The organism is Variovorax sp. CF079, from assembly GCF_900101545.1.
GTDB lineage: Bacteria > Pseudomonadota > Gammaproteobacteria > Burkholderiales > Burkholderiaceae_C > Variovorax.
Genome location: NZ_FMZU01000032.1, coordinates 20802 through 42092, shown reverse-complemented (window position 1 = coordinate 42092; position 21291 = coordinate 20802). Strand labels below are relative to the sequence as shown.

Annotated in this window: 19 protein-coding genes; 12 read left to right on the top strand and 7 right to left on the bottom strand. The window is 66.7% G+C overall.

Going from position 1 to position 21291, the window contains the following annotated elements:
* The 6 genes from BLS74_RS31120 to BLS74_RS31095 form a co-directional block, all read right to left on the bottom strand.
* Positions 1 to 384, bottom strand: a complete 384-nt coding sequence (locus tag BLS74_RS31120; protein WP_093111467.1) for a carboxymuconolactone decarboxylase family protein — start codon at positions 382 to 384, stop codon at positions 1 to 3.
* A gap of 42 nt (positions 385 to 426) precedes the next feature.
* Positions 427 to 1470, bottom strand: coding sequence for a porin (locus BLS74_RS31115; RefSeq protein WP_093111465.1), 1044 nt, complete (start codon positions 1468 to 1470; stop codon positions 427 to 429).
* 307 nt (positions 1471 to 1777) lie between these two features.
* Positions 1778 to 2851 (bottom strand): SMP-30/gluconolactonase/LRE family protein, encoded by a 1074-nt coding sequence (locus BLS74_RS31110; RefSeq protein WP_093111463.1) that lies wholly within the window; start codon positions 2849 to 2851, stop codon positions 1778 to 1780.
* Between the two features lie 112 nt (positions 2852 to 2963).
* Positions 2964 to 3719 carry an enoyl-CoA hydratase/isomerase family protein gene (locus tag BLS74_RS31105; RefSeq protein ID WP_170855782.1) on the bottom strand — a complete coding sequence of 252 codons (756 nt, stop codon included), beginning with the start codon at positions 3717 to 3719 and terminating at the stop codon, positions 2964 to 2966.
* Positions 3720 to 3748: 29 nt separating this feature from the next.
* Positions 3749 to 5014, bottom strand: coding sequence for an acetyl-CoA hydrolase/transferase family protein (locus BLS74_RS31100; protein ID WP_093111459.1), 1266 nt, complete (start codon positions 5012 to 5014; stop codon positions 3749 to 3751).
* Positions 5015 to 5097: 83 nt separating this feature from the next.
* Positions 5098 to 6006 (bottom strand): LysR family transcriptional regulator, encoded by a 909-nt coding sequence (locus tag BLS74_RS31095; protein WP_244504106.1) that lies wholly within the window; start codon positions 6004 to 6006, stop codon positions 5098 to 5100.
* 146 nt (positions 6007 to 6152) lie between these two features.
* Here BLS74_RS31095 and BLS74_RS31090 point away from each other — a divergent pair, with 146 nt between their 5' ends.
* From BLS74_RS31090 to BLS74_RS31070, 5 genes are all read left to right on the top strand, one after another.
* The gene (locus tag BLS74_RS31090) at positions 6153 to 7331 is read left to right on the top strand and encodes an acyl-CoA dehydrogenase family protein (protein ID WP_244504101.1); all 1179 of its coding nucleotides are present in this window, start codon (positions 6153 to 6155) and stop codon (positions 7329 to 7331) included.
* Positions 7331 to 8536: an iron-containing alcohol dehydrogenase family protein gene (locus BLS74_RS31085; RefSeq protein WP_244504100.1), complete on the top strand. Its 1206-nt coding sequence runs from the start codon at positions 7331 to 7333 to the stop codon at positions 8534 to 8536. Before BLS74_RS31090 ends, BLS74_RS31085 begins: the two co-directional genes overlap by 1 nt.
* A 23-nt stretch (positions 8537 to 8559) precedes the next feature.
* Positions 8560 to 9402 carry an HpcH/HpaI aldolase/citrate lyase family protein gene (locus BLS74_RS31080; RefSeq protein ID WP_093111512.1) on the top strand — a complete coding sequence of 281 codons (843 nt, stop codon included), beginning with the start codon at positions 8560 to 8562 and terminating at the stop codon, positions 9400 to 9402.
* 19 nt (positions 9403 to 9421) lie between these two features.
* Complete coding sequence (locus BLS74_RS31075; RefSeq protein ID WP_093111453.1) at positions 9422 to 10630, top strand: CaiB/BaiF CoA transferase family protein; 1209 nt, start codon at positions 9422 to 9424, stop codon at positions 10628 to 10630.
* A 103-nt stretch (positions 10631 to 10733) separates the two neighbouring features.
* Complete coding sequence (locus BLS74_RS31070) at positions 10734 to 11168, top strand: MaoC family dehydratase (protein WP_093111451.1); 435 nt, start codon at positions 10734 to 10736, stop codon at positions 11166 to 11168.
* Positions 11169 to 11184: 16 nt separating this feature from the next.
* Here BLS74_RS31070 and BLS74_RS31065 read toward each other — a convergent pair whose 3' ends face one another.
* Positions 11185 to 12387, bottom strand: a complete 1203-nt coding sequence (locus BLS74_RS31065; protein ID WP_093111449.1) for an amidohydrolase family protein — start codon at positions 12385 to 12387, stop codon at positions 11185 to 11187.
* A 207-nt stretch (positions 12388 to 12594) separates the two neighbouring features.
* Here BLS74_RS31065 and BLS74_RS31060 point away from each other — a divergent pair, with 207 nt between their 5' ends.
* Genes BLS74_RS31060 through BLS74_RS31030 form a run of 7 tightly spaced genes read left to right on the top strand, consistent with a single transcriptional unit; the run spans position 12595 to position 21288 of the window.
* Entirely contained in the window at positions 12595 to 13764 is a 1170-nt protein-coding gene (locus tag BLS74_RS31060; RefSeq protein WP_093111447.1) for an FAS1-like dehydratase domain-containing protein, read from the top strand.
* Between the two features lie 42 nt (positions 13765 to 13806).
* Positions 13807 to 15057, top strand: a complete 1251-nt coding sequence (locus BLS74_RS31055; protein WP_093111445.1) for a CaiB/BaiF CoA transferase family protein — start codon at positions 13807 to 13809, stop codon at positions 15055 to 15057.
* Positions 15058 to 15077: 20 nt separating this feature from the next.
* Positions 15078 to 16661, top strand: coding sequence for a class I adenylate-forming enzyme family protein (locus tag BLS74_RS31050; RefSeq protein ID WP_093111510.1), 1584 nt, complete (start codon positions 15078 to 15080; stop codon positions 16659 to 16661).
* Positions 16662 to 16666: 5 nt separating this feature from the next.
* Entirely contained in the window at positions 16667 to 17833 is a 1167-nt protein-coding gene (locus tag BLS74_RS31045; protein WP_093111443.1) for an iron-containing alcohol dehydrogenase family protein, read from the top strand.
* Between the two features lie 4 nt (positions 17834 to 17837).
* Positions 17838 to 19253, top strand: a complete 1416-nt coding sequence (locus tag BLS74_RS31040) for an aldehyde dehydrogenase family protein (protein ID WP_093111441.1) — start codon at positions 17838 to 17840, stop codon at positions 19251 to 19253.
* A 29-nt stretch (positions 19254 to 19282) separates the two neighbouring features.
* Positions 19283 to 20248, top strand: a complete 966-nt coding sequence (locus BLS74_RS31035) for a Bug family tripartite tricarboxylate transporter substrate binding protein (RefSeq protein WP_093111439.1) — start codon at positions 19283 to 19285, stop codon at positions 20246 to 20248.
* Positions 20248 to 21288 (top strand): NAD(P)-dependent alcohol dehydrogenase, encoded by a 1041-nt coding sequence (locus BLS74_RS31030; protein WP_093111437.1) that lies wholly within the window; start codon positions 20248 to 20250, stop codon positions 21286 to 21288. Before BLS74_RS31035 ends, BLS74_RS31030 begins: the two co-directional genes overlap by 1 nt.
* Positions 21289 to 21291: the final 3 nt, after the last annotated feature.

Below are 21291 nucleotides of genomic sequence, written 5' to 3'. Positions count from 1 at the left end.
TCAGTCGATGAGTTGGCGGCTCTTCAAGACCTCTTCAGCCACTTTGAACGCCTCGCCTGCTGCCGGTAGCCCGCAGTACACGGCCGTGTGCAAGAGAATTTCTCGCAACTCGTTCACGGTGACACCGTTGTTGAGGGCGCCTTCCAGGTGGTGGCGCAGCTGCACGGGTCGATTCAGCGCCGTCAGCATGGCGATGTTGAGAATGCTGCGCAGCTTCCGGTCGATGCCTTCGCGTGCCCATATCCTCCCGAAGCACACCTCCTCCGAATACTCGTTGAGCACGGCCGTGAAGGCATTGGCCTTCTTGTCCTTGCCTTCCACATAGCCCTCTCCCATGAGCTCGTTCATGATCTGTCGGCCGATTTCCTTGCTGCTGCGATGCATGTGCAAAGGTCCTTCAAGGTGGTGTGTACGGCCCGTGGAGCCTCAGAAGTTGTGACGAATTCCCAAGTCGATGCCGGTGGAGGATCGGTTGGGTGCTGTGGTGGCGTTAGCGGTGGCATACCTCGCCCCGCCGCTGTTGCGGATCGTCGCAATGGTCGAATAGATGGCAGTTCGCTTCGAGAGGTTGTAGACCGCGCCGATTGCCAACTTTCTGCCTTCTGGGTCCTGACCCGCTTGCCTTGTCCGGATCGTCGAATAGGACGCCTTGAGCAGCGTCACGCCAACCGGCACTGTCAGCCCCACCAGCCAGCCGGACTGCCTAAGCCGGCCTTGCTGGTCGTGGTTCACATTGAAGGAAAGCCTGGCGACCTCGAAGTCATATGCACCAGCGATGTTGCGATAGATGGCATCCCCGGTGGCGAATGAGGTCTGCATGAAAGTCGCGGCTGCATTGACCGGTCCGCTGTCGTAGGTCAATCGCATCCCGCTGCCCGTGCCATCGCGCTCGGTAGGTGTTCCGCTGGTGTTCTCGCCGAACCAGTGTTGGACGTTGAGGCCGAACCCCCCGAAGACCTTGGGTGTGAGGTAGGTCATGCTGTTCGAGGCCCGAATCTGGTTCGGATTGATGCTGCCCGAGTAATTGATGCCGAGTCCCACTGCCAATGCGAACGGGTCGAACTTGCTGACGAATGTCTCGTAGCTGGGCGACCAATCGCGTCCAAGATGAATTTCGCCCCAGGATCCACCGAGCCCGACGATCGACCGACGGTTGAAGGTCATCAAGCCAGGGGCGGTCGCACCCGTCGGTTGATTGTTGATGTTGGTTGGCTGGCCGGTACCGTCGTCGGCGTTGAGCCCCGATTCGAGCCAGAACATGGCATACAGCCCTCCACCCAGGTCTTCGACGCCCCGAAAAATCAGCTTGCTGGTCGCGTTGCCGCCGCTGAGCAATCCTTTGCGACTTGTTTGCGAGCCTTTGGTGTAGGCCAGTCCAATGTCGACGGTTCCTTGCAGCGTCACGGACGACTGGGCATGTGTGGCGGTGACTGCTCCGAGCAGGGGAAGCAACAGCAGCGATTTCTTCATGGGTCTATGTCTCCGATTGTCCAGATGGAGAGTGGCAGCACTCGTGAGGGTGCGTTCGAGATCGCTGGTGTGGCGACCTCCGCGTCTTCTTCAGCTTCCGGCTTTCGTTGGCCGACTTTGCTCTGAGTGGCTTACGTTCTGGTCGAACCCATTGACCCAGTGCAGTGGTACGAAGCCGATCTCTTCGTACACGAGATGCAGTCTAGAAATGAGTCATCACACAGTCCATGGACATTTCTTGGACACGAGTTGCTGATTTCGTGGACGATCGAAGAGCGCCGTCTTTCTTCATCGCCAATGCGCTATCTCATTGGTGGGAGTAAAGCGTCGGTCCCTTCGCGAACCCCCTGGCCTTGAAGATCATCGCGCCCGTCTTCTTCAGTTCATCTCGCGCCAGGATGACCATCTCGTTGGTCCCTGGAATAAAGGCCATGCTGGTCACTTTCAGGAACTTGTCGTCCTCGCGTCCGGGTACGAGGATCTGACCGATCGGGACACCGCCGGGGCTGAGCACCAGCAGTCTTCCTTGGTGGTAGGCAGCCACATAGAGGTTGCCGTCTGCGTCCGTCCGCATGGAGTCCGGCGCGCGGCCGATGAATTGGTACGGGATAGACGTCCCCCATCTTCCGACCACGCCGGGTGATGCCATGTCGGCGCGGTGGATGCGTCCGGTTGCGAACTCGGAAGCCCACAGCACCTTGCCATCGGGACTGACTGCGACACCGTTTGCGGCGCCAAGCTTGGGAATGACAACGCTGACAGACTGAGTGCTCGGAGGCACGTAGTACACGCCGCCATCCGGCTGGGTGGAGGTGCCGCGGAAGTCCGTGAAGTAGATGCCCCCCGCGCTGTCGAAGGTCAGATCGTCGGCCAGGTACTTGCTCGCAGGCGGCACGATGACCTGGCGATTGCCGCCATTTGAGTCCAGCGCGATGACGGTGCCGGCTTCGAATGTGCCGTTCACTCCGATCGGCCCCAGCCCCGCGACAAAGATGCGTCCGTCCTTGTGGATGGCGAGGCCGGCGGGATGCAGGTCCTTCTCGGAGTACACCGTCGTCAGCTGACGGTCCGGCGTCAGCCGCAGCACTCTGCCCGCGTAGATGTCGAGGAAGTACAGGTTTCCTTGCCGATCGAAGGCCGGCCCTTCCAGCGCCATGTTGCCGCCCTCGCCAACTTTGAAGTACGGCTCGGCCACGGCGGTCGGCAAATCTCTTTCGGGCAGTGGAATCGCGGCCAGACCTTGCAGGCCTGGACGGTAGACGAGGGCATTGCCCACGGTTCCTTGCGGCCCGGCGCATGCCGTCAGGGTCGTGACGACGGCGGTCACGGTGCAGAGCCGGATCGTGCGCCGCCAAAGTGCGGTCTTCGTTGATTGCGTCATCAATGTCTCCTTCGCTTTGCTTGTTGAGAATCCAGTCTAGGAACGGCGCGCGCCAGGAGTCCATCGCTGTTTTCGGGACGCGGCGACCTCGATTTGCGAACGAACGCAACGGCTACAGCAGCACGCTCGTGAACACAGGTGCACGTTTCTCCGCGAACGCGGCGAGCCCTTCTGCATAGTCGACCGACCCCAGGATCTCGGGGAGCGCGGCGCGCTCCAGCTGCAATGCGGCCTGCAAAGGCAGCTCGATGCCCTGGTGCGCTAGCCGCTTGATCATTGCCAGCGCAATCGCGGAGCGGCTCGCGAGCAGACGAGCCAACGCGTCAGCACGTGCGTCCAGTTCCTCTGCCGCAACCACCTCGTTGACGAGGCCGATCGATAGGGCGTGTTCGCTGCTGACGGGCTCTCCGGTCAGCATCAGCTGCAGGGCGCGGCTGACTCCGACGACGCGCGGCAATCGCTGCGTGCCGCCAGCGCCCGGGAACGCACCGATGCGGCTTTCAGTCAACCCGAGGCTGATGCCGGCGGCGGCAATGCGCAGGTCGCAGGCCAGCGCAAGCTCGGTGCCGCCACCCAGCGCCAGTCCGTTGAGCACGGCCACCGTCACGCAGCGCGCAGCACCCAGCGCATCGATGGCAGCGCGAATCAGCGTGTTGTGCTCCAGCTTGCCTGCCAGGTCCATGCCCTTGCGCTCCTTGAGATCGGCACCGGCACTGAATGCGCGTCCTGTGCCTCGCACAAGAAGCACGCGTGCGTGCCGGGCCGCCGCCTCTGCCACGCATGCTTTCAATGCCACGACGCTGTCCATGCCCAGCGCGTTCAGCCGCTCCGGCCTGTTCAGCCGGATGCGGTAGATGCCGTTGCCCATGTCCTCCAGGGTCACGTCCCGTTGTTCGCTCATGAATGTGAGTCCTTGTTCCGTTGGGTGATGCGCCGCAGTGCGTCACGGTGCTCGGGGTGCGCGACGGCGATCAACCGGCGTTCGCGCTCGGCCAGCGAGCAGCCGCGCAGGTGAGCAACGGCATGCTCCGTGACAACGGCGTCCACGTCGCTCCGCGCCGCCGTCACCGGCCGTTCGCCCAAGCTCGCGACGATGCGTGAATGCCGACCGTCGGTCGTGGTCGATGGGAACGCGATGATGGAGCGGCCATTGGGCGAGGCCTGACCGCCGCGGACGAAGTCCACGTAGCCGCCGACAGCGCCCAGGTAGCGGCCGCCGGCCACCTCGGCATTCACCTGCCCGCTCAGGTCGATCTCGATGCCCGAGTTGATGGTGTGGAACTTCGAGAGGCCGGCCATCATGGAAAGTTGGTGTGTGTAGTCGGCGCTGCGCATGTCGAACAGGCCTGACTGCTCGGCGAAGTTGCGCAAGCGCTGCGTGCCGAACAATCCGCCTGTGACGGTGCGGCCAGCGTCAAGCCCCTTGTGCGCGTTCGTGACCACGCCGCGCTGGATCAGGTCGATCACCGCATCGGACAGCACGCCGCTGTGCAGCCCCAGGGCACGATGGCCACGCAAGGCCAGCGCCACGGCGGTCGGCAGCGTGCCCACACCCAGTTGCACCGTGGCCTGGTCGGGGATCAGTTCGGCCACACGCTGCGCGACGGCGTGCTCCACCGCCGATGGCTCCGGGTCCGGCAGGTCAAGGATGCGCTCGTCGCCGTCGACCAGCAGATCGATGTCCAGCGCCGAGACGATGGCGTCACCTCTCATGGCGGGCAGGCCGGGGTTCAACAGCGCGACGACCAGCCGCGCCTTCTGCAACATGGCGTGCGTGAAGTCACAGATGACACCCAGCGTGAAGTGCCCGTCCGCCAACGGCCGAACCTGCACCAGGCACACATCCACGCGCAGCCCACCGCAGCGAAAGAGTCCCGGCATTGCGCTGAGGTGCGCCGGAAAAATCTCGGCCAGCGCGGTCACACGGCGGCTGTTGCCGGCACCGTTCAGCGCACGCAGACCAAAGTCACGCGCCAGAGCGGGCTGCAGCGTGTCGGACTGCGTCAGGCCGAACAGCAAAGTGGGACGCTGTAGCGTCGGTCCCTGCGCTACGAGCCTCTCGGTCAGCGCCAGCGGTTCGCCCGGACCTTGCGGCCAGGCGATGACCTCGCCGGGGCGGACCAGGTCAGCGAAATCGAGTTGCTCAAGTTGGCACTGCTGCATGCGAGCCAGTCTAGAAACCGGCCCCCTGTTAAGTCCATGCGCGATTGCGGGACCATCGCTACGCGATTGCCGCAGATGGCATCTCAGGCCAGCGGTTTGGCGAGCCGCAGGTCGGGCCAGACGTCGGTGGTCGCTTCCAGGAATGCACGGATCAGCGGGTCATCGCGCCGGCTCGCCAGGTGCGCCAGGTAGCTCGGGTATTGCGCGTGCGCCAGCGGCGACAGCACCACGCTGCCTTGGCGTTCGGCCTGCAGGGCGTAGTCTTCGCGCACCAGATCGAGGCCTACGCCAGCCTCCAACATCGCTCGGCCAAGCAGCGCGTTGTCGAAGGTCGCTACCGAATTCAGTACCAGCCCGCGCTCGCCGAACATCTGCTGCAACATGGTGGTATAGGCCGCGCTTCCCTCCGTCGGCGTAACCCAGGGGAGGGCGGCCAACGCGGCCCAGTCGGCCTCTTCGATCCGTTGCTTCCACGCGGGCGGGCCGGCAACGCGGAACGCGAAAGTCTGCAATTCATAGCAGCTGAAGCTGGTGTCGGTCGGCCGGCCCAGTAGCAGCGCGATGTCCAGCTCGCCGGTCTTCAGGCCCTCGCGCGCGCCGGAGGACGGGCGTGCCCGAAGGTCCACGCTGACCAGCGGGTGGCGTTCGCGCAGCGCACTGGCCACCTCGCCGATGCGGCTGGCCGAGGGGTCGCTACTGGACGCCACCACGATGCGTCCCTCGACCTTGCCGCCGAGTTCGCGTGCGAACGACGAGAACAACGTCGCTTCGTTCAGCACCGCCTTCGCGCGGCCCAACAGCAGTTCGCCTGCGCGCGTCAGTTCGAGCCGGCGGCTGGCGCGCACAAACAGCTGCGTGTCCAGCGTGGACTCGACCGCGCGCACATGCGCGCTGGCGGCCGACAGGCTGATGTGCAGGCGTTCGGCGGCTCGCGTCAGGTGCCTCTCTTCGGCTACGGCGACGAATGTGCGCAGCTGCACGAGATCGATCATCACGGGCATGTCTCCATCGGTGGTAGCGGCCGATTGTGATGCTTCACGAATCGAGCACAGACGCTCCCGGCAATCGCCATGGACGCAGGGGCGGCCAGCTTCGACACTGGCGGCATCGTTCAGACACCCCCCAAAGGACATACCCCATGCCACGCCAGAGATTGATGTTGACCGAAGACCAGCGCGCCCTGATCGGTGCCGTGCGCAACCTGTGCAAGGCCAAGGATTTCAAGGGCAATTCGATCAAGTACCTGGACGGCACCTACCCGGCCGAGAACTTGAAGGCCTTGGCCGCCATCGGCGTGCTGGGCATGTCGATTCCCGAGGAATACGGAGGCTCCGACCTGCCGGTGTTCGACACCGCACTGGTGCTGGAGGAGATTGCCAAGAACTGCTACCCCACGGCCATGGGCGTCATGAGCAGCCTGGGCGTGCAGACCCGGGTGATCGCGACCTACGCCCCCGAGCCGATGAAGCAGGACATCCTGCCCAAGGTTGCGACCGGCGAGATTGCGCTGGCCGTGTGCATGACCGAACCGCACGCCGGCACCGACGTTCCGAACTACAGGACCAACACCGTCATCAAGGGAGACCGCGCCATCGTCCAGGGCGTCAAGACGCTCATCAGCAAAGCCAACGAGGCGCAGTGGTTCGTGGTGTTCACGCGCATCGACGGTACGCCAGGGCGGGAAGGCCTCGGCTGCGTGCTCGTCAAGCGCGACAGCCCTGGCTTCGAGGTCACGGCCCGCTACCACACCATGGGCGGCGAGTATCTCGCCGAGATCCAGTTCAACCAGGTCGAGGTGCCTGTTGAGAACGTGCTGCTCCGCCAGGGTGGCTTCAAGAAGCTGCTGACGGCTTTCAACACCCAGCGCTGCCTGAACCCCAGCATCTCGCTGGGCCTGGCTGAAGCGGCTTTCGAAGAGGCCATCAGCTATGTGCGCGAGCGCACCATCCGCGGCCAGCACGTGTCCGAGTTCCAGGGCATCCAATGGAAGCTGGCCGACATGTACCGCGACATCGAAGCCGGCCGCAGCCTGCTGTACCGGGCGGCGCTGACGGCCAACCCTTTCCCCGACCCGCACGAGGCCGCCATCGCGAAGATGTTCGTCAACGAGATGGCGATCCGTGTGACGAACGAGGCCCTGCAGGTGCACGGCGGCTACGGCTTCACCGACGACTACCCGATCTCGCGCATCTACCGCGGCGTGCGCTACGGCACATTGGGCGGCGGCGCGACCGAGGCGCTTAAGGACCTGGTCGGCAAGAAGCTGGTCGAGAGCTTCGACCCCGTCGACGGCTTTCTGTCGCAGGGCACGTTCTAGTGAGCCCCGCCTGGCCGCCCGAAGAGGCTTGCACCGCAGGCACCACGGTGAGTCCCTTGCGGCACCTGGTGCCAGAGCTGAGGCTGTTCCACGGGGCGAACAGCCTCGATGCGCTGCAGGGCGAGTTGGCGCGATTGGGCAGCACGCGCGCCGTCGTCGTCTGCGGAGCATCGCTGGCGCGTGACGGGGCGGCGATGGCGCTGCTGCAAGAGGCGTTGGGCGAGCGTGGTGCTGGCGTGCTGCCCTGCGTGCGTGCGCACAGTCCGCTGGATGCGGTGCAAGCGGCGGCGACCGATTTGCAGGCCATGGGTGCCGACGCCGTCGTGGCCGTGGGTGGCGGCTCGGCGGTGGTCACGGCGCGCGGCGCCAGCATTCTGTTGGCGGAGCAGGCGGACGCTCGACAGCTTTGTACGCAGCGCGGCGCCGATGGCGTGTTGCGCAGCCCGCGCCTGCTGGCGCCCAAGCTGCCGCAACTGGTCGTTCCCACCACGCCGACCACGGCAACTCTGAAGGCGGGTAGTGCACTGCTCGATCCCATGGATGGCGGCCGTCTCGCGCTGTTCGACCCGAAGACGCGCGCCAAGGCGGTCTTCGTGCATCCTGCGCTGCTGCAGACGCCGCCGCGCGCACTGATCGTCAGCGCGACACTGAACACGCTGGCGATGGCGCTCGAGGGTCTGATGTCGCTGCGGGGCGATCCGTTCTCGGACGGGCTGCTGGTGCATGCGACGCGGCTGATCGTGGAGCACCTGCCGGATGCAGAGGTGTCCGCGGGCCGCGAGGCCTTGATGTTCGCGTCGCTGATCTGCGGCCACGGCACGGACTACACCGGCGCCGGCATCGCGATTCCGCTCGGCCATGCGATCAGCGCGCGTTTCCATGTCGACAACGGGCTGGCCAACGCCATCGTGTTGCCGCACGTCGTGCGCTTCAACGCCCGGCACGCCGTGGCGGGTCTGGAGCAACTGGCCGTGGCCTTCGGACAGACCGCACGAGGTGCCGCGGCAGCCGATGCCGTCGTGCATGGCATGGAGCAGCTGTTCGCGCAGCTCGAGAGCCCCAAGCGCCTGCGCGACATCGGCGTCACGCGGGAGTCGCTGCCAGACTTGGCCGCAGTCTCCATGGACGACTGGTTCGTGCGCGACAACCCGCGACCCGTGCGGGATGCGGCAGACCTGCTCGGCGTGCTCGAAAGCGCCTGGTAGGCGTGCTCAAGAAAGACATTGCCATGCGATCCCTGCTTTTCGTGCCCGCGCACGACAACCGCAAATGCGACAAGGGCCTCGTCAGCGGTGCCGACGCGCTGATTCTCGACCTGGAAGATGCCGTGCCGCCGCCCGAGAAGGCGCTGGCACGCCAGCGCTGTGCCGACTTCGTGGCCCGCCACCGCGAGCGCATGCGCCTGTTCGTACGGGTCAACGCGCTGTCGACCGGCGAAGCCCTGGCCGACCTGAATGCCATCGTGCCCGCAGCCCCCTATGGCCTGATGCTGCCCAAGTGCGAGAGCGGCCGTGACGTGGCCCGTTTGGCCGCCCTGATTGCCGAACGCGAGGCCGCAGCCGAACCGCTGCGCATCCTGCCGATCGTGACCGAGACCGCCGCCAGCCTGTTCCACCTGGGCAGCTATGCGGCCGACGCCGGCCCGCGACTGTGCGGCCTGTTCTGGGGCGGCGAGGACCTGGCGGCCGACATCGGCGCCAGGGCCAACCGCGACGCGCAGCAGCGCTACACCGCGCCTTACGCGATGGCCCGTGCGCTTACGCTGCTGGGCGCCACCGCGGCGCGCGTGCCGGCCTACGACGCTGTCTACACGGACTTCCGCAACCCGGCCGGCCTGCGCGCAGAGGCGGACGAAGCCGAGCGCGACGGCTTCTCGGGCAAGGTGGCCATCCACCCCGACCAGATCGCGCCTATCCATACCGCCTTCACGCCGACCGAGGCCGCGCTGGCGCAGGCGCGCCGCATCGTCGCCGCCTTCGACGCAGCACCCACGGCCGGCGCGCTGGCCCTGGACGGCCGCATGCTGGACCGACCGCACTACCTCGCCGCGCAGCGTCTGCTCGCGCGTTGATCTTCATCCGGAGACCCCCATGACCGAGCCCACGAAACCCTTGCCGCTTGCTGGCATCACCGTCATCGACCTCTCGCACATCTACAACGGCCCCTACGCCACTTTCCTGATGGCCATGGCCGGCGCCGAAGTCATCAAGGTCGAGCCCTTGAGCGGAGAGAACCTGCGCAGCCGCGGCGACCTGGGCGGCGTGGTGCTGCCGTTCGCGATGCTCAATTCGAACAAGCAGCCCGTCACGCTGAACCTGAAGACCGAGCAGGGCCGCCAACTGCTGCGCGAGATGGTGGAGCGCGCCGACATCCTGGTCGAGAACTTCGCACCCGGCGTGATGGACCGCCTGGGCCTTGGCGCGGCGGCACTGCACGAGATCAACCCGCGGCTCATCTACGGCTCCAGTTCCGGCTACGGAAAGGACGGCCCGTACCGCGACTACCCGGCCATGGACCTCGTGATGCAGGCCATGTGCGGCGTGATCAGTTCCACGGGCCACCCCGACCAGCCCGGCGTGAAGTCCGGCGCCGCGCTGTGTGACTTCATGGCCGGCATCCACCTGTATGCAGCCATCATGACGGCGTTGTACGAGCGCGAGAAGACAGGTGAGGGCCGCGTCGTCGAGGTCTCGATGCAGGATGCGACCTATGCCTCGCTCGCCTCCAACCTCGGCATGCTGCACGCACGCGGCGAACAGGCGCCCGCGCGAACCGGCAATCGCCATGGTGGCCTGGGCGTGTCGCCTTACAACGTCTACGCCACGGCCGACGGCCACGTGGTGCTGAACGCGCCTGGCGATCACCATTTCCGCGCAATCCTCGACGTGATGGACCGCGGCGAGCTCAAGGACGACCCGCGCTTCGCAACGCGCACGGCGCGCGTGCAGAACGTCGAGGCCGTGGATGCGTTGATCGAGGATTGGACCCGCGGGCAAGTACGTGACGACGTGGCGCGCCGCATGCTGGCCGCCAAGGTGCCCTGCGCGCCCGTGCGCGAGTTGGCAGAAGTGATGGTCGACGAGAACATGCATGCGCGCGGCCAGTTGCAGTGGGTCGAGCACCCCGACCTGGGTCGCGTGGTGCTGATGCATTCGCCGCTGGTGTTCGAGGGAACGGCGCGGCAGCCGATCGCGCCCAGCCTGCCGATGGGCTCCTGCAACGAGGCGGTGTATGGCGGGTGGCTTGGCCGGTCCGCGGAGGAACTGCTGGCACTGCGAGCGGCGGGCGTGATCTCGTGACCTGATCGCGAAGCCCGCAAGCGGCCTCCCGAACTTCGCGATGGACCGGCAAAGCACACCGCTCGACACTTGCGGCCATGCCCCCAAACCCGAGCGGTAAACGATGAATGCATTGAACGGCTACGACTTCGAAGACCTGCAACCCGGCATGCAGGCCAGCTTCGCCAAGACCATCACCGAGGCCGACATCATGGTGTTCGCTGGCGCCTCGGGCGACCGCAATGCGATCCATCTCGACGAGGCGTTCGCACAGGCCACGCCGTTCAAGGGACGCATCGCGCACGGCATGCTGACGGCCGGGGTGATCTCGGCGGCCATTGCGGGCAAGTTGCCCGGTCCGGGCACGGTCTACCTGGGGCAGAACCTGCGCTTCAAGGGGCCGGTGCGTCCGGGCGACACGGTGCAGGCGACCGTGACTGTCAAGGAGCTCTTGGCCGACAAGCGCCGCGTCACGCTGGCCACGGTCTGCACGGTGGGCGACAGGGTCGTGATCGACGGCGACGCGTTGGTGATGCCGACGTCGCGCCAGCAGGGCTGACGCAGCGTCTCACGCTTCAGGCCCCGGGCCACGCCGCATCGCATTCGGCCTGCAGCTCCGGCAGACGATAGGTTTGGCAGGCGGTCCGATAGAAGAGCGCCTTGCGCTCGGCGACCGACAGCCCGGCCGTCGCGCGCTTGAACGCATTCCACAGCTGGCCGTAGCCGCAGGACTGCTTGTCCACGGGGAAATTGCTCTCCAGCATGCAGCGCGCCGGCCCGAAGGCCTCGATGCAGACCTGCATCAGCGGCTGCCAGGCCTGCACCAATGCCTGCGTCGTGGCCGGCCGATCTTCGTGCTCGAAGCCGAAACCGAAGATCGGCATCCCCATGCCGCCGACTTTCACGACCACGTTCGGCCGCTCTGCCAACGCGCCCAGATCCTGCGCCCAATGGCGACGCACCTCGGCACGCTGCGACGCGAAGTCCAGCACGCCGACCGGCATGCCGACATGGTTCAGCACGATGGTCGTGCGCGGAAAAGCGTCGGCCAGATCGGCCAGTTCGCGCAGCTGCGTGTGATAGACCAGCGCGTCGAAGCTCAGCTGGTGGCGTTCCAGTTGCGCGAACGCCCGCCGAAAACCCGCATCCGCCATCACGCGGCGCGGCGCGTTCGGGATGAACTTGGCCAACGGGCCGTCGTGGTAGGTCGTGTAGTGGCGCACGCCGCGCAAGCGGCCGGCGCCGGCCGCCACGTGTGCCTCCAGCACCCCGGCCGCTTCTTCGCCCAACGTCAAGTCCACATCCGAGACGATGCCCGCCGCCAGCCGGCACGGGCCCCGCGTTGTCGCGAGCGGTTGCGCGCTGAGCTGCACGATGCGCTCGACTTCGCCGACCGAGCGCATGGCCTTTGGCCCATCGCTGCGCCAACCTGCGCCATAGGCCGCGATGTAGACAGTGCCCAGTACGCGATGTCTGGTCGACAGGTCCTGCTCCATGTCTTCGCGTCGGTAGTACAGCGCGTCCGCCGTGCCGTTGAAAAGGTGGTGGTGCGGGTCGACGATGGGCAGGCCGGGCTCGAGCGCAGCTTCGGCGTCAGCGCGGGCCTGCCAGGCCAGCAGGTCCTTGGTGGGGCGGTGCTGGTTGCCGCGGTATGGGGTGGCCGGCGTGTCGGCGGATGCGGTGTTCGTCAACGGGTTGCACAGGCCCGCTTCGGCAAAAGCCACGGCGGCGGCGGCGAGGACGGTACGGCGAGTCGGGCGGGTGATGTCGGACAGCATGTGTCTCCTCGTTGTCTCGCTTGCAGTCTAGGAACGGGGCGGCGGCCACGTCCATGCCGAAGTTCGCGACCCCGCGTCCTGATTTGGCGAACGCGGGCGACCCGTGCACGTTTTTCCTGCATGCCGGTTGCAGGAAAGACGCATGGACGCCGCACCCCTGCCAAACCTACAGTTCGTCATCGCCAACACAGATATGGAACCGCAGACATGACCACCCAAGAGACAACCGACGCCGGCATCACGAAGGAGCTGGCCCTGGGAAAGTTCACCGACAAGATGCTGGCCGACATGCGCGCGCTGATCGGCACCGAGCTGCGCACCGAGTCTTGCCTGAACAATGAGTACGCCACGCGCCTGGCCGTCATGCGGTTTTGCGAAGGCATTGGCGACGACAACCCGCTGTGGACCGACAGCGCCTATGCCAATGAAGGCCCTCACGGCACGCTGGTAGCGCCGCCCAGTTTCATCTTCGCCTGCCTGGGCTCGGTGCAGGTGGGTTGGCCGGGCCTGGGTGGCTTCCACGCCGAGACCAAGATGACCTTCGGCGCGCCGATCCGCGTGGGCGAGAAGATCACCGCCAAGGTCGTCTTCGACGGCTTCGACGGCCCGATTGCCGACAGCAACTTCGGCGGCCGCCGCATCAAGGACTACCTGCGCCAGGAGTACCGCAACGACGAGGGCGACCTGAAGGCCACCTTCATCTGCTCGCGCATGCGCTTCGAGCGCGGCGAGATGCAGGCGCGCCGCGAAAGCCGTGCCATCGAAGTGCCCCATCCCTGGAAGGAAGAAGAGATCGCGGCCATCGAGGAGCAGATCCTGGCCGAGAGGCCGCGCGGCGCCACGCCTCGCTACTGGGACGATGTGCAGGTGGGAGAAGAGATCGACGTCATCACCAAGGGCCCGCTGGGCCTGACGGACTTCATCGCCTTCATCGCCGCCGGCGCCGCGCCCATCCCGCGCGTGGCCGCGCATTCGGTGGCGCTCAAGCGCTACCACAAGCACCCCAAGTGGGCCTTCCGGGACCCGCGCACCCATGCTCTGGAGCCGGTCTACTCGGTGCACTACAACGACTACGCGGCCCAGCTGCAAGGCGCGCAGATCGCCTACGACGTGGGCATTCAGCGCACCTGCTGGCAGATCCATTCGCTGACCAACTGGATGGGCGATGCCGGCCAGCTGCTCGCGCTGACCGGTCAGTACCGTTCGCATGTGTATCTGGGCGACGTCGTGCGCCTGGGCGGGCGCGTCGATGCCAAGGAGATCGACGCCGAAGGGCGTCACATCGTTCGCCTGACCACCTGGGCCACCAACCAGCGTGGCCAGCAATGCATGCCCGGCACCGCGGTGGTGGCCTTGCCCAAGCGCCCGGCCGCTTGAGCATCAGGACGTTCGCAGAACGAAGCATGGACGTAGACGAGCATGACCAAATCCATCGACACCCTGATCGCCGAAGCGACGAATGAGCAGCCGCATTCGACGGCGTTTGCCGAGCCGCCGCGCAACGATGGCGCAAGCGAAGCAGAGGGCTCGGCGTTGCCGCTCAGCGGTGTGCGCGTCCTCGACTTGACGCGCTATCTCTCCGGCCCCTATGCGACGCTGCTGCTCGCGGAGATGGGCGCGGAGGTGATCAAGGTCGAAGTGCCCGAGGCCGGCGACGACACCCGCCACATCGCGCCCCTGCAGGGCGACGTGAGCTTCTACCACTCCACCATCAACCGCAGCAAGGCCTCGGTGGAACTCGACCTGAAGTCCGAGGAGGGAAGAAAGCTCATCCACGCGATGGCTGCCGATTGCGACGTCTTCATCCAGAATTTCCGTACCGGCGTCGCCGAGCGCCTCGGCATCGGCTACGACGTGATCTCCAGGATCAATCCACGGGCTGTCTATTGCTCGATCTCGGGTTTTGGCGGGACCGGACCCGAGAGCCGGCGGGCCGCCTTCGATCTGATCGTGCAGGCCGAATCCGGCGTCATGAGCCTGAACGGGGAAGGCGACAGTCCACCCAGCAAGCTGGGTCTTCCAGTGGCCGACCTGTCCTCCGGCATGTTCGCGGTGCACGGCATCCTCGCGGCACTGCTCAAGCGATCGCGAACCGGTAAAGGAAGCCTGGTCGAAGTCAGCATGATGAGTTCGCTGCTGTCGCTCTCCGTGTACAACGCCACGCGGTATTTCGTGACCGGCGAATCACCCAAGCGGATGGGGTCACGACATCCGGGCGTGGTGCCGTACGGCCAGTATGCAGGTTCGGATGGAAACATCCTGCTGTCCACGTTCAGCGATGGTTCGTGGAAGAAGATCGTCCAGGCCATGGACCGCCCTGAACTTGCCGACGATCCACGTTTTGTGACCGCTGCTTCACGCGTCGTCCATCGCGACGCATGCGACGCACTGCTCGGCGAGGTGTTTTCCGGGTTCACCTCCGATGACATCGTGCAGCGGCTGCAGGTGGCAGGCATTCCCTGTGGCGTGGTGCGCAGTCTCGGCGAGGCGCTGGAAGTCGAGGCCGCAAGTGGCTCCGGGTCGATCGCCAATGTCGAATACCCGGGCCAGGTCGGCACGATCCGCAGCGTTCGGATTCCGATCAAGTTCGACGGCGAGTGGTGCCCCGCCAAGCCGGCGCCGGCGCTCGGCCAGGACAACGCGATGCTCGATCGCTACCGTAAGCCATGAGAAGCAGCATGGAGACATCGATGTCATCAGCAACAACGTCATGGGGCAAGGAGATCGCGACCGAGATGGTCGGCGGGATTCCTTACCGGATGTACACGGATCGTCCCCGCAGGGTCGAGCAGCTGCTGGCCTTCGCCGGTCGCTGGGATGCGCGGCCCCACCTCGTCCAGGGCGAGCGGGTGCTTTCGTTCGAAGACCTGCACCGCGGCGCGGTCGCGAAGGCCCGCGAACTCGCCGACCTGGGCATCCGCCGGGGTGATCGCATCTTCATCCTCGGCTGGAACGGTCCGGAATGGGTGGTCAATTTCTGGGCCTGCTTTTTCGCAGGCGCCGTGCCGGTGCTCGCGAATGCCTGGTGGAGCTCGCTGGAGGTCGCCAACGGCCTGGCTGCGCTGCAACCGGCCATGACGCTGGCCGACGAGCGCTGCGCCCCGCGCGTGCCGGCGGGCGCGCGTCGCGGGCCGTGGGACATCCCCCATGCTCGGGGCGCGGGCGGCCAAGTCGTGCCGGATGCGCAGGCCCCAGGCGACGAAGAAGAGACCGCCCTCATCATCTTCACCTCGGGCACTTCGGGTCAACCGAAGGCGGTGGTGTTGTCGCATCGTGCGCTGCTGGCGCGCCTGCAGATGACCTTGCACATCACGCGCAAGCTGCCGCACCAGATCGACGAAACGGCGCGCGATGTGACGCTGATCACCGGTCCGCTATTCCACGTGGGCGGCATGCAAACGCTCATGCGGGCAGTCGTGGTCGGCGATACGCTGGTGCTGTCGGAAGGGCGATACGACCCCGCCGAAGTGCTCGCGGCGATCGAACGCAACCAGGTCAAGCGCTGGAACGCCGTGCCGACCATGGTCACGCGGCTGCTGGACCATCCGGATGTGCCACGCCGGGACCTGAGCAGCCTGAAGTCGATCAGCATCGGTGGCGCGCCGGTGCATGCGGAACTGATGCAGCGCATCCGCACCCAGTTGCCGAGCGTCAGTCCACGGATTCCGACAGGCTACGGCCTGACGGAGAACGGCGGGCAGGCCACGGCCGCAGCCGGATCGGAGGCGCTGGACGAGCTGGGTTCCGCCGGCAAGCCGCTGCCCTGCGTCGAGATTCGCTTCCTCCCGCATCCCGGCCTGCCTGACGGGGAGATCCTGTTGCGCTCGCCAACGCAGATGTCCGGCTTCTTCGGGCTCGATGAATCGCCGATCGACGAGGAGGGCTGGCTGCGCACCGGCGATCTGGGCCGGCTCGACGACAAGGGCAACCTGTGGATCACCGGCCGCTGCAAGGACATGATCATCCGCGGCGGCGAGAACATCGCGCCCGCCGCAATCGAGCGCGCGTTGCTGAACATCCCGGGCGTGACCGAGACCGTGGTGTTCGGCGTGCCGCACCGCGACCTGGGCGAGGAAGTCATGGCCGTGGTCGTGACCGACGCCGACTTCACGCCGCAGCAACTGCAGGACCAGCTGCGCGGCCAGATCGCTTCGTTCGCGGTGCCCAGTCAATGGCGGCTGCAGCGCGAGCCGCTACCGACCAATCACACCGGCAAGGTGGACAAGGCCGCCATCAGCGCCCAAGTCCGGGCCGAACTGCAGAACGAAAGCTGAGTGCCATGCAGAACTTCCAACACATCACGCCGCCGCTGCGGCTGTACCACGGCCCCGACAGCCTGACGCACCTGGGGCGCGAACTGGACCGCATCAAGAGCCAGCGAGCCGTCGTCGTCTGCGGCGACTGGCTGGCGAAAGGTCCGCTGTTCGAGCGCATCCGCACCGCGCTGGGCGCGCGCTGCGCCGGCGTCTACGGCGAAGTGCTAGGCCACAGCCCGGTCGCCTCGGTCGAGGACGCAGCCGCGCTGTTGCGCCGCGTCGAGGCCGATGCGGTCATCGCGGTCGGCGGCGGCTCGGCCATCGTCACGGCGCGTGCGGCCAGTATCCTGGCGGCCGAGGGCAAGCCGGTGTCCGAGTTGTGCACCGTGACGGAAGCCGATGGCCGCCTGCGCAGCCCCAAGCTTGCAGCGCCCAAGCTGCCGCAGTTCATCGTGCCAACCACGCCGACCACGGCCACGGTCAAAGCCGGAAGCGCCGTGTTCGACCCCGCGAGCGGCCAGCGGCTGGCGATGTTCGACCCCAAGACCCGTGCGCAGTCGGTGTTCATCGACCCCGAGATGATCCTCTCGGCACCGCGCGGCCTGGTCGCCAGCGCCAGCATCAACACCTTGTCGATGGCCATCGAGGGGCTGACCTCGCGCTCGCACGACGCCATTGCCCACGGCGCCCTGATGCAGGCGCTGCGCCTTCTGGCCCAGCACCTGCCGCAGGCCGCGCGCGCCGACGATGCGGCCGTGCGCGGACAGCTCGTGCTGGCGGCGATTCTTTGCGGACAGGGCACGGACCACACGGCCGCCGGCATCACCACGGTGCTGGGTCATGCGATCGGCGCGCGCCACGAGATCGAGAACGGCACCGTGAATGCCATCGTGCTGCCCCACGTGCTGCGCTTCAACGCCGAAGCCGCTGCTGCCGGCATGGCGCAGGTGGCTGCCGCGCTGGACCTGCAGCGCAGCGCCACGCAGACGCCCGAGCAGCACGTGGTCGAGACCCTCGCGAGCCTGTTCGACGAGCTGGCCGTACCGCGCCGCCTGCGCGACGTGAAAGTGCCGCGAGAGTCCCTGCCCGAGACGGCCGCGCTGGCGATGGGCGACTGGTTCCTCAAAGGCAACCCGCGCCCGGTGCGCGAAGCCGCCGAGCTGCAACAGATCCTCGAAGAAGCGTGGTGAGACCATGATCGAACGCAACCAGATCTACATCGACGGCGCCTGGGTGCCGTCCACCGGCAGCGAAGTTCTGACCGTCGTGAACCCCGCCACCGAACAGGTGATTGCCACTGTGCCGCGTGGCACCGCCGACGACGTGGACCGCGCCGTGCAGGCGGCCGTACGCGCCTTCGCCGACTGGTCGCGCAGCAGTACCTTCACCCGGGTGACCTTGTTCCGCCGGCTGGCGCGGCTGACCGAGGCGCGCTTCGAGGAGATCGCGCAGACGCTGGTCGGCGAGCTGGGCTACCCCATCACGGCGCTTCGCAAGACGCAGGTACAAGGCGCAGTCGAAGAACTGGACATCATTGCCGAGTCGCTCGACCAGATCGAATGGGTGCACCAGGTCGGCAGCACCCGGGTGCAACGCGAACCGTCGGGTGTGGTCGGCGCCATCACCGCCTGGAATGCACCATTGCGCTCCGTCATATCCAAGGCGGGCGCCGCCATCGCGGCAGGTTGCACCGTGGTGCTCAAGCCTTCGGAAGTGGCGCCACTGACGGCCTTTGTGTTCGCGGAACTCTGCGCAGAGGCGGGGCTGCCACCGGGGGTGTTCAACCTGGTCTGCGGCACGGGGCCAGAGGTGGGCGAGCCGATTGCGGCGCATCCGCTGGTCGACATGGTGTCCATCACGGGCTCGGTGCGCTCGGGCCGCCGCGTCATGGAGGTCGCGTCCGAATCGATCAAGCGCGTGCACCTGGAGCTGGGCGGCAAGTCGCCCAACATCATCCTGGGCGATGCCGACTTCGCGCGCGCCGTGGAAGGCGGTATCGAGGACGCTCTGCGCAACACCGGCCAGGTCTGCGGCGGCCTCACGCGCATGCTGGTGCCGCGCGACCGCCTGGGCGAAGCCGAGCAGCTGGCCGTGCGCAAGGCGCGCAGCTATGTGTTGGGTGATCCGCTCGACGAGCGCACGACGCTGGGCCCGGTGTCGACTGCGGCCGCGCGCGAGCGCGTGCGCGGCTACATCCGCCAGGCGCGGGAGGAGGGCGTGCGCATGCTGACTGGGGGCGCCGAAGCACCCGAGGGTCTGGCGCGCGGCTGGTACGTGCAGCCGACCATCTTCTCGGGCGACAACCACAGCCGCATCGCGCGCGAGGAAATCTTCGGCCCGGTGGTCGTGCTGATTCCGTTCGACGATGAGGAAGACGCGATACGCATCGCCAACGACTCGGTCTATGGCTTGGCAGCCGGCGTATGGTCTGCGGATCCGGACCGCGCCCGTGCCGTCGCCGCGCGGCTGCGCGTGGGCCGCGTCCGCATCAACGGCGCGCCACTGGACAAGCGTGGCACGCACGGCGGCTTCAAGCTGTCCGGCGTCGGTCGCGAGTGGGGTCGCTTCGGCATCGAGGAATTCATGGAATACAAATCCGTGCTGGGCTGAACGCTCAGGACACGGCTGGAGACTAAAAAATGGAAAGACGAGACATCCTGAAAGCGCTGGCCCTGGGCCTGGCATTGCCCGCCGGGCAGACCTGGGCTCAGGCCAAGGGCCGCGGCGGCGCTGTGCGCGTCGTCGTGCCGCTGCCGGCCGGCAGCTCCAACGACTACGCCGCGCGCATGCTGCTGCCGCTGGTCGGCGCGATCAACGGCCAGAACTACTTCATCGACAACAAGGCGGGCGGCAACGGCAGTATCGGCACGCTGGAAGTGGTCCGCGCCGCTCCGGACGGCAACACTTTGCTGTGCGGCTCGAATTCGCCATTGGCGGCCAACCTGGCCTTCGTGAAGAACATGGGCTACGACCCGCGCAAGGACCTGACACCGATCGCGGGCGTGAGCCTGACGAACCACGTGCTCATGGTCAAGGCCGATTCACCGATCAAGACCTTCGGCGAGTTCATCGCCTACGCGAAGTCGCGGCCCGGCCAGGTCAGCGTGGGCTTCTCGACCACCGCGGTGCAAACGCAGATCGCCACCATGAGCCACATAGCCGGCATCCAGCTGCTGCCCGTCCCCTACAAAGGCAGCCCCGCGACCATCAGCGACGTGATCGGCGGCGTGCTGTTCGCCACGCTGACCGACCCGGGTAACGCGCAGGCCCAGGTCAAGGCCGGGCAGTTGCGCGCGCTGGCCGTGTCCTCGCTGAAGCGCAACCCGACCACGCCGGATTGGCCCGCCATTGCCGAGACACTGCCGGGCTTCGACTTCCCATCGTGGAACGCACTGGTCGGGCCCGCCGGCCTGCCGCGCGAACTGGTCACGCGCGTGAGCGATGCCGTGCTGAAGGCGCAGAAGATGCCCGAACTGATCGAGAAATACGCCAACCATGGCACGACGCCGCTACCGATGGGGCCCGACGAACTGAAGGCCTACATCGACTCGGAGACCACGCGCTGGGTCCGGCTCGCGCGCGAGGCCAACATCCGGCCCGAGTGATGTTTCGCGTCAAGGCCCGCTGCACCTGCGGCCCGCGGCAACCCTTCGTGCCGACGACCATCGAGCGTCGCGCGCCGGGGCCGCGCGACGTGCACATCGCCATCGCCTACGCCGGCATCTGCCAATCCGACGTGGAGCACGCGCACAGCACGCGCGGCAAGACCATCTATCCGCTGGTGCCGGGTCATGAGATGGCCGGGACCGTGCTGGCAGTGGGCAGCGAGGTCACGCGCCATCGCGTCGGCGACCGCGTGGGCGTAGGCAACATGGTTGATGCCTGCCGTCGGTGCGACAACTGCCGCGCCGGCCTGGAGCAATACTGCAGCGGCGGCCGAACGCTGGCCTATGGCGCTATCGGACGTGACGGCCAGCCCACCTATGGCGGCTACAGCGAGCAGGTGGTCGTGGACGAGGCCTTTGTCGTGGCCATCCCGGACTCCATCGCGCTGCAGAACGCGGCGCCGCTGCTGTGCGCCGGCATCACCATGTATTCACCGCTGCGCCACTGGAGCGCGGGGCCGGGCAAGCGCGTGGCCATCCTTGGATTCGGCGGCCTGGGTCACGTGGGCGTGCAGATAAGCCGCGCGCTGGGTGCGCACACCACGGTGCTGGACCTCACGCCTGCCAAGCACGAGGATGCGCTGCGCCTGGGGGCCGACGACTACCGGCTCAGCAATGAACCCGACACGTTCACGGCGCTCGACAGCAGCTTCGACATCGTGGTCTCCACCGTGCCCATCCATGCCGACCTGGATCGTTACCTCGGCCTGCTGGCGCTCGATGGCGTGTACGTGAACCTGGCGGTACCCGCCTTGCCGCTCAGCGTGCCGGCCGCCGCGCTGCTGACCAACCGCCGCTCCATCGCCGGCACGCGCAGCGGCGGCATCGCCGAGACGCAGCAGATGCTGGACTTCTGCGCTGAGCACGGCATCGCCGCCGAGGTAGAGGTGATCGCCGCTGACGACATCGACGCCGCCTACCGGCGGCTGCTGGCCGGCGACGTACGCTTTCGCTTCGTGATCGACAACCAAACCCTGTGAGAC

Coding starts and splice junctions, on each gene's coding strand:
- BLS74_RS31120 (WP_093111467.1), bottom strand. CDS start 384: ATGCATCGCAGCAGCAAGGAAATCGGCCGACAGATCATGAACGAGCTC.
- BLS74_RS31115 (WP_093111465.1), bottom strand. CDS start 1,470: ATGAAGAAATCGCTGCTGTTGCTTCCCCTGCTCGGAGCAGTCACCGCC.
- BLS74_RS31110 (WP_093111463.1), bottom strand. CDS start 2,851: ATGACGCAATCAACGAAGACCGCACTTTGGCGGCGCACGATCCGGCTC.
- BLS74_RS31105 (WP_170855782.1), bottom strand. CDS start 3,719: ATGGGCAACGGCATCTACCGCATCCGGCTGAACAGGCCGGAGCGGCTG.
- BLS74_RS31100 (WP_093111459.1), bottom strand. CDS start 5,014: ATGCAGCAGTGCCAACTTGAGCAACTCGATTTCGCTGACCTGGTCCGC.
- BLS74_RS31095 (WP_244504106.1), bottom strand. CDS start 6,006: ATGATCGATCTCGTGCAGCTGCGCACATTCGTCGCCGTAGCCGAAGAG.
- BLS74_RS31090 (WP_244504101.1), top strand. CDS start 6,153: ATGCCACGCCAGAGATTGATGTTGACCGAAGACCAGCGCGCCCTGATC.
- BLS74_RS31080 (WP_093111512.1), top strand. CDS start 8,560: ATGCGATCCCTGCTTTTCGTGCCCGCGCACGACAACCGCAAATGCGAC.
- BLS74_RS31075 (WP_093111453.1), top strand. CDS start 9,422: ATGACCGAGCCCACGAAACCCTTGCCGCTTGCTGGCATCACCGTCATC.
- BLS74_RS31070 (WP_093111451.1), top strand. CDS start 10,734: ATGAATGCATTGAACGGCTACGACTTCGAAGACCTGCAACCCGGCATG.
- BLS74_RS31065 (WP_093111449.1), bottom strand. CDS start 12,387: ATGCTGTCCGACATCACCCGCCCGACTCGCCGTACCGTCCTCGCCGCC.
- BLS74_RS31060 (WP_093111447.1), top strand. CDS start 12,595: ATGACCACCCAAGAGACAACCGACGCCGGCATCACGAAGGAGCTGGCC.
- BLS74_RS31055 (WP_093111445.1), top strand. CDS start 13,807: ATGACCAAATCCATCGACACCCTGATCGCCGAAGCGACGAATGAGCAG.
- BLS74_RS31050 (WP_093111510.1), top strand. CDS start 15,078: ATGTCATCAGCAACAACGTCATGGGGCAAGGAGATCGCGACCGAGATG.
- BLS74_RS31045 (WP_093111443.1), top strand. CDS start 16,667: ATGCAGAACTTCCAACACATCACGCCGCCGCTGCGGCTGTACCACGGC.
- BLS74_RS31040 (WP_093111441.1), top strand. CDS start 17,838: ATGATCGAACGCAACCAGATCTACATCGACGGCGCCTGGGTGCCGTCC.
- BLS74_RS31035 (WP_093111439.1), top strand. CDS start 19,283: ATGGAAAGACGAGACATCCTGAAAGCGCTGGCCCTGGGCCTGGCATTG.
- BLS74_RS31030 (WP_093111437.1), top strand. CDS start 20,248: ATGTTTCGCGTCAAGGCCCGCTGCACCTGCGGCCCGCGGCAACCCTTC.